Origin of the sequence: Leadbetterella sp. DM7, from assembly GCF_040829825.2 — a bacterium.
GTDB lineage: Bacteria > Bacteroidota > Bacteroidia > Cytophagales > Spirosomataceae > Leadbetterella.
The window spans coordinates 1-6,510 of record NZ_JBFOLH020000032.1 but is presented as its reverse complement, the minus strand read 5'-3'; the positions used below and the strand labels follow the sequence as shown (position 1 = coordinate 6,510).

General features: G+C 49.9%; 6 protein-coding genes. 2 read left to right on the top strand and 4 right to left on the bottom strand.

What is annotated here, in order from left to right; genetic code table 11:
• Nucleotides 1–169: 169 nt before the first annotated feature.
• Nucleotides 170–1,795, bottom strand: a complete 1,626-nt coding sequence (locus AB2U10_RS18965; protein WP_367916654.1) for a M1 family metallopeptidase — start codon at nt 1,793–1,795, stop codon at nt 170–172.
• An 18-nt stretch (nt 1,796–1,813) separates the two neighbouring features.
• Entirely contained in the window at nt 1,814–3,028 is a 1,215-nt protein-coding gene (locus tag AB2U10_RS18960) for a sugar MFS transporter (RefSeq protein ID WP_367916655.1), read from the bottom strand.
• A gap of 169 nt (nt 3,029–3,197) precedes the next feature.
• On the opposite strand from AB2U10_RS18960, the gene AB2U10_RS18955 reads away from it, so the two are divergent.
• Nucleotides 3,198–4,067, top strand: coding sequence for a nucleoside phosphorylase (locus AB2U10_RS18955; RefSeq protein WP_367916656.1), 870 nt, complete (start codon nt 3,198–3,200; stop codon nt 4,065–4,067).
• Between the two features lie 117 nt (nt 4,068–4,184).
• The gene (locus AB2U10_RS18950) at nt 4,185–4,667 is read left to right on the top strand and encodes a cytidine deaminase (RefSeq protein WP_367916657.1); all 483 of its coding nucleotides are present in this window, start codon (nt 4,185–4,187) and stop codon (nt 4,665–4,667) included.
• Here the strand turns inward: AB2U10_RS18950 and AB2U10_RS18945 are convergent.
• Both AB2U10_RS18945 and AB2U10_RS18940 read right to left on the bottom strand, forming a co-directional pair.
• Complete coding sequence (locus AB2U10_RS18945) at nt 4,657–5,553, bottom strand: glycosyltransferase family protein (protein WP_367916658.1); 897 nt, start codon at nt 5,551–5,553, stop codon at nt 4,657–4,659. The genes AB2U10_RS18950 and AB2U10_RS18945 overlap by 11 nt on opposite strands.
• A 9-nt stretch (nt 5,554–5,562) precedes the next feature.
• Nucleotides 5,563–6,354, bottom strand: coding sequence for a glycosyltransferase family 2 protein (locus tag AB2U10_RS18940; protein WP_367916659.1), 792 nt, complete (start codon nt 6,352–6,354; stop codon nt 5,563–5,565).
• Nucleotides 6,355–6,510: the final 156 nt, after the last annotated feature.

The following is a 6,510-nucleotide window of genomic DNA, read 5'->3' as shown; positions in this document are numbered from 1 at the left end:
TTAAGTCCTAAAAGGCTCCAATCAATGAGACTGTTTTAAAATATCAAGTTCCAGCAACCACAAAAAACTGAACTGAAAGCGTATTTAAATAAAAGCAAATACGGTCAACTGTATTCAGGCATCGACAGTTTTTAGTTTTTAACTTTTAACTTTTAACTCCCCCTTCCGGTTATTCGATATAAAAATTCCGGTCGGCCACCAGGCTTTTGCCCTTCACACTCTGCCATTTTGCGGTAGGATACAGCATTTGTTCCTTACCATCAATTGCCACCTTCACCGGCATATCAAACCCGTCTACCGCGTTTTCCCAGCGATAGGTTATTTTTGAGCCTTTGACTGTAGTAGCCAGCTTCGGAATCCGCACATCTCTCAGGTACTGGTCAAAAACCTTGCTGAGGTTTCTGCCTGCTTTTTCTGAAATGTAATTCTCCACATCGGCAGAAGTAACGGTCTGGTGGTAGAAATGAGCATTCAGTCCTCTGAGTATCTGCCTGAATTTCTCATCGTCTCCGATGATGTGCCGGATGGTGTGCAGCATATTGGCACCCTTGCTGTACATGTCTCCTGAGCCTTCATGGTTTACGTTGTACGTTCCGATGATCGGGATGTCGTTTTTAATGCTTTTCCGGCAGCCGATTACGTAGTCTTCGCCCGCTTTCTTTCCGTAATGGTAATCAACAAACAACGACTCGGAATAGGAGGTAAAGCCTTCATGCACCCACATATCGGCAATATCCTTATAGGTGATGTTATTGGCAAACCACTCGTGCCCGCTTTCGTGCACAATAATAAAGTCAAATTTCAGTCCCCAGCCCGTTCCGGAGAGGTCGCGGCCCAGGTAGCCTTTCTTGTACTGGTTGCCGTAGGTTACCGAGCTCTGGTGCTCCATGCCCAGGTAAGGCACCTCTACCAGCTTGTAGCCGTCTTCATAGAAAGGATAGGGCCCGAACCAGTGTTCAAAGGCCTGCAACATCCGGGGAACGTCTTTGAAATGCTCCCTGGCCACATCCTCGTTATAATCCAGCGGCCAGTAATCTACCCGCAGGGGGCCTTTCTCTCCCGCATAGGTTTCTGTATAATGGGCATAATGGCCCGCGTTGAGGTTCACCCCGTAGTTGTTGATGGGGTTCTTGACCTCCCATACCGTGGTTACTTTGCCGTCGGCATAGCTGCATTTGGAAGCCAGCAGCCCGTTAGAAACATCCATCAGGCTGTCGGGCACGGTAATGGTGATGCGCATGCCGTTATCCGGCTCATCGTACATATGATCTTTGCAGGGCCACCAGACGCTGGCACCCAGTCCCTGGCAGGAAGTAGCCACAAAGGGCCGTCCCAGCTTGTCTTTTGCCCATGAAATGCCGCCGTCCCACGGTGCGCGCCGGGCCACCCGCGGGTTTCCTTCATACTGTACGGTGATCTCTCCTTCAGAACCTGCAGTGGCCGGTGACGGCAGCCGGATAAACCAGGCGTTTGCCCCTCTTTTGGTAATTTTCAGCGGAGTATCGCCCTGGTAGGCCGCGGTAATGTCGAGGGGCTCCTGGAGATCCACCTGCAGCACATCGTGCGACTGCAGGGCTTTGTACCGGATGACATTCGAGCCCCTGAAAAATTTATTGGCCACGTCTACCTCCACATTAAGGTCATAATGCAGGAGGTCCCACCAGGCACGTTCAGGGGTAATGCTTCCGCGAAGCGTGTCATCAAGGGTAAATGTTTTTTTGCTGCCGTGCCCGATCTGCGCGCCGGCTACATAAGAAAGCAGAAGAAGACTACTTATTAACGCTATTTTTCTCATAAGTACATACGATTATTTTTACCACGATTTCCTTTTATGTCCCACAGCCGCATACCAGAAAATAAAGGCATATAACGGTATCAGCAGCCAATAGGCCTGCTGTGTTCCGGTATGCTGCGATATTCTGCCGTACAGCGATGTCAGGATGGCTCCTCCCGAGATCATCATCACCAGCAGCGCCGAGGCCAGCCGGGTATGCTTACCGAGGCCGTCAAGAGCCAGGGGCCAGATGGCCGGCCACATGATGGCATTGGCCAGTCCCAGGAAGGCAATGCACAGTACAGAAGTGAAACCACCTGTAAAAATAGCAGCCAGGCTGGCGAAGAGGCCAAAAACGGCTGAATATTTTAACCAGGTTCCCTGCGAAATCACCCGCGGGATCAGGAATATTCCGAGTATATAACCCGCCAGCATCAACCAAAGGGTATAGGTACCAAAGTTTTTGGCTTCTGATTCGGGGAATCCCTGCGACAGCCCGTACGCAATGATGGAGTCGCCGGCAATCACCTCTGCGCCGACATAGGCAAACAGGGCCACCAATCCCAAAACCAGGTTAGGGTGCGCCCAGATAGAAGAGGCGCCGCTCTCGCTGACCACTTCTTCCTCTTCTTCTACTTCAGGAAGACCCTTCATAAACCATACGGCAACGCCAAGAACGGTGAGCACGGCAGCAATAGAAAGATAGGGGATGATCACTTTTTCCAGGTGCTGACCCCGGGTGAGCGTTCCTGCCACGGTAGCCCCGCCCGCCAGTAAAAGCCCGCCCAGTACCTTCTGCCCGATAATACCGGCTATTTTATTGGCTATACCCATTACGCTGATCCGCTGGGCTGCGCTCTCAATAGGCCCCAGGATGGTAACATACGGATTGGAAGCGGTTTGCAGGAGGGTAAGCCCGGTGGCAATCACGAAAAGCCCGGTAAGAAACAGGCCGTACGACTCTGCCCTGGCTGCCGGAACAAAAATAACCGCCCCAAGCGCCATCACAAAAAGCCCGACAGACATGCCTCTTTTGAACCCAACTTTTTTCAATACCCAGGTAGAAGGAATGGCCATGACCGTGTAGCTGATGTAAAAAGCAAAGGTGACCAGGTAAGCCGATGTATTATCCAGGTCAAATGCCTTTTGAAAAAACGGGATCAATACGGCATTCACCCAGGTAATAAACCCGAAAATAAAAAATAACACACCGATAATAGCTAAGGGGCCATAGTAGTTTTTTCTGGTACTCATATCTGAAACGATCAGGGTTGAAACATTAAAAAAATTTTTTAAAAATACACTTTTACTTCAATAAAAGATGCGAACCGGGAAAAATCAATTGAAAAATCAGAAGTTTTCTTTCCAAATCTTGGTATTTCTCTAACTAACCCCTAGCTTGGACCCTCTATTTTCAGCGATTATGAGCAACAATTATATGAATTCAGAGCTGATTCTGAATCCTGACGGAAGCCTTTACCACATTAACCTCCGGCCCGAGCACCTGGGCGACACCGTATTTCTGGTGGGAGACCCCGACCGGGTGCCTGTAGTATCTGCTTTTTTTGACCGGGTGGATTTTACCACGCAGAAAAGGGAAATTGTTACCCATACCGGCGTAAAAAACGGGAAAAAGGTTACCGTGATCTCTACAGGAATGGGAACGGATAATATTGATATTGTAGTGGGCGAGCTGGATGCGGCGGTCAACATTGACCTGGTCAGGAAAGAAAGGAAAGCCGTACACACCTCGCTGAATTTTATACGGCTGGGTACATCGGGCTCACTCCAGGCCGATGTGCCCGTAGACAGCGTACTGGCCAGCTCACACGGGCTGGGACTGGACGGATTGCTGCATTTTTACAAAAATTCAGAACCTTTCACCGAAAACGCGTTTATTGACAGCTTTATCCGGCAGTCGGGCTGGAACCCGTATTTTGCACGTCCGTATATAGCGGGTGCAGGAGAAGAGCTCCTGGGAAAGGCGGAAGGGTTTCTTCAGGGTATAACGGCCACTGCCTGCGGATTTTACGGCCCGCAGGGGCGAACCTTAAAGCTGGAGGTAAAAGAGCCCCTGCTTAACGAGAAGCTCACCGCTTTTGAGCACGATAACCACAGGATCACGAATTTTGAAATGGAAACCTCTGCCATATACGGCCTGGCCAGGCTGATGGGCCACCAGGCGCTGTCGGTGAATACCATTATTGCCAACCGCATCACCGGCGATTTTTCGAAAGATTACAAGCTGGCGGTGAAAAAGATGATCGGGCAGGTTTTCGAATGTTTTATCTGAAAAAACAGGACGTACATTCCGGCCCGAAACCCGGCCCGCGCAACTGCATACCCGGAACCAGACACTCAGAATTAAACACCCGGAACTAAACACCGGGAACTCGGAACTTTAATACACATGAAAACCAGGACCATAACCCTTTCCTACGAGGAATTTGAACATACCGGCGAGCTGGAACCTTCATTTGCGCTGCTGGTAGAAAAAGCGGCGGAAGCTGCCGCCAAAAGCTATTCTCCTTACAGCCGTTTCCCGGTAGGTGCCGCCCTGCTGCTGGATGACGGCCGGATATTCAGCGGCAATAACCAGGAGAACCTCTCCTACCCGGCAGGTACCTGTGCCGAGCGCACCGTGCTGAACTTTGTGAAAGCCAATTTCCCGGAAAGCCGTATTGCGGCACTGGCGGTAACCGCCCCCGGCTCCACATCGGCGCACCCGGTTACACCCTGCGGCATCTGCCGGCAGGTGATTACGGAAATGGAATCGCTGCAGACGGGCCCTATCCGGATCCTGCTGCACAAGATCAACGGTCCCACTTACCTGTTTGAAAGTGCGCGGGCGCTGCTGCCGCTGGCTTTTGAAGAGGCTAAGCTTAGGAAGTAACCCCTGGCAGGGCTTTGCGTAAGCGTCCGTACGTCCATTGCATAAAAGTCATCAGCTGGTACGCTGCGTAGCTCCGGTAATGTTTCCACCGGTCAGGTTTTTCGTAGATCACGATCAGTTCCGGGTCAAGAAAGAGCTCCCCGTACCCTTTTTCTATAAGCAGCTTATTGAAAATCACGTGCTCGCAGTACGATTCCACCCCTTCCATACGACTGGGGCCGGAGGCATATTTTATCCCGGCCGTAAAGCATGCATACCGGTAAATGGCCAGCCCGTTGAAATTGGAATTGACGGGTACAAGCCCTTTGGCCCCGGAGAAGGCCAGGTAGAGATTCCGCTGTTCTCTCATAAACTCGGTGAAGTTCCGGAAATGCAACCCCCGGTTCAGGTCTTTATCCCGGGTAATGTAGGCGTAGATATCGTAAAACACGCGGCCAAACCGGTAAGCTACGTAATTGCTTCCGAAAGCTGACTTCATATCCCAGCCTTCCGGCTCCCGGAAACAGTTCAGAAAACCTTTCAGTGAAAAGCTGTAGACATCCAGGTCAATAACCACTACATAATCTGTACCGGGATATTCCTGCAGCTTGTCCACGTATTGATTACGATACCGGGACATAAGGTCTATCCGGTGCCGCGAAAAGGGCCCTGCGGCCAGCGGATGTTCGGCATAGTCGGCCATGCTGACAAATACATCTTCCCGCTCCGAACTGTACCGGGTTAAAATTTCTTTGGTACGGTCAGTACTGTCATTCTCATAGATCACTACTTTAAAAGAGCGGAAATGAGGACGCAGGGCATCGAGCCGTTCCAGGTTTTTCCGTAGATTTTCTTGTGCATTTCTAACAAGGCCGCATACGACCACGTTGTAAGGGTATTCCTGCATAGGTGGGGTTTAAATTTCGGATTCTGTCATTTGCCGGGAAAACTTTTTCCATAAAGTATCGTCAAAATACACGCTGCACCTTTCCGGCTCACCGCGCATCCATTCCATATCTTTAAGATTGTCTGACCGTATTTCCCCGGTATCGGCACGCCGGGAGGCAAGCTTACGGATATATTCTTCCAATGACTTGGTAAAGTAATGATTGAGCTGGATCACATGGGTGGTTTCTTCCGCATTCTCTGCGCCTGACATGGGGTTACCCACACTATTGACATGCTTTTTGAACCACTTAAGTTCCGGGAAGTGCGGGTGGGTAAACCGGCGGATCGCGCTGGTTCTGACCACGCTTTTGACATTCTTGTGCTGTTTTCCTTCGGAGTAAAGATAATTTTCGATAACCAGGCCGCCGGCCGGTTTGCTGACATGTTGACCGTTTCCGAATACTACCCAGTTGATGCTGATGCAATCGGCATTTTTACCTGCATCTGCCACAAAATCGCGGAAGGTGGGATGCTGCCGGGGCAAAACAAATTCATCGATATCAAATACGGCCACCCATTCGGTCTCTTTCGCAAAATTCTTCACGAAATGGTTATAGGCAATCACCTGCTGCTTTTCTCCGGGTATCCGGGTAATGGTACAGATATCACTCAGGTCTTTCAGTACTTCTGCCAGTGGCACGTCACTGTCATTATCGTAAAAGTAAAAATGTTCAACGCCGTTAATCCGGTAAAAGCGGATAAATTCCCTGATATATTCTTCTTCATTCCTGACAATCGCCAGCATGGACAAAAACCTCATTCAGTAAAATTCTATAAGTGTATTTTAGCTAGGGTCTGCTGGGAAAGTCATTTGATTTACGCTACCAATTTTGTTTGATATGGATGATGGTTTCCCATTAGATTACTATTTTCTCTCGTACATTGAGTGAATCCAGATAGCCATAGGGGGCTACCC